Source organism: Citrobacter sp. TBCS-14 (assembly GCF_005280805.1).
GTDB lineage: Bacteria > Pseudomonadota > Gammaproteobacteria > Enterobacterales > Enterobacteriaceae > Citrobacter > Citrobacter gillenii.
The window spans coordinates 281-532 of sequence record NZ_SZWM01000667.1; the positions used below are offsets into that span (position 1 = coordinate 281).

Sequence of the window (252 nt, forward strand, 5' to 3'; positions counted from 1 at the left end):
CGTTGTTATTGGCGGAAGCGTCGGGTTGGCTGAAGGTTATCTGGCGCAGGTGAAAGCCTGGCTGGCACAGGAACCCGCGACTTATCACGTGAAATTACTGGCGGCACATTACCGTCATGACGCTGGACTACTGGGGGCCGCGTTGTTGGCCCAGGGAGAATGATGATGATGTCAGGGGATTTACAGTCTCAGCTTTCTGCTGGATTGCATCCGGTATTGCAGCAGGCATTAACGCTTGCCATTGCGGCGAAT

At 54.8% G+C, this 252-nt stretch carries 1 protein-coding gene and 1 pseudogene; both read left to right on the forward strand.

All coding sequences use genetic code 11. The annotated features are described in order from the left end of the window. Nucleotides 1-163: ROK family protein (locus FDX22_RS31605; RefSeq protein ID WP_255433003.1), on the forward strand; the 163-nt coding region annotated here is incomplete at its 5' end. 2 nt (nucleotides 164-165) lie between these two features. Continuing rightward, a pseudogene (locus FDX22_RS31610) lies at nucleotides 166-252 on the forward strand (YhcH/YjgK/YiaL family protein); the annotation flags it as partial.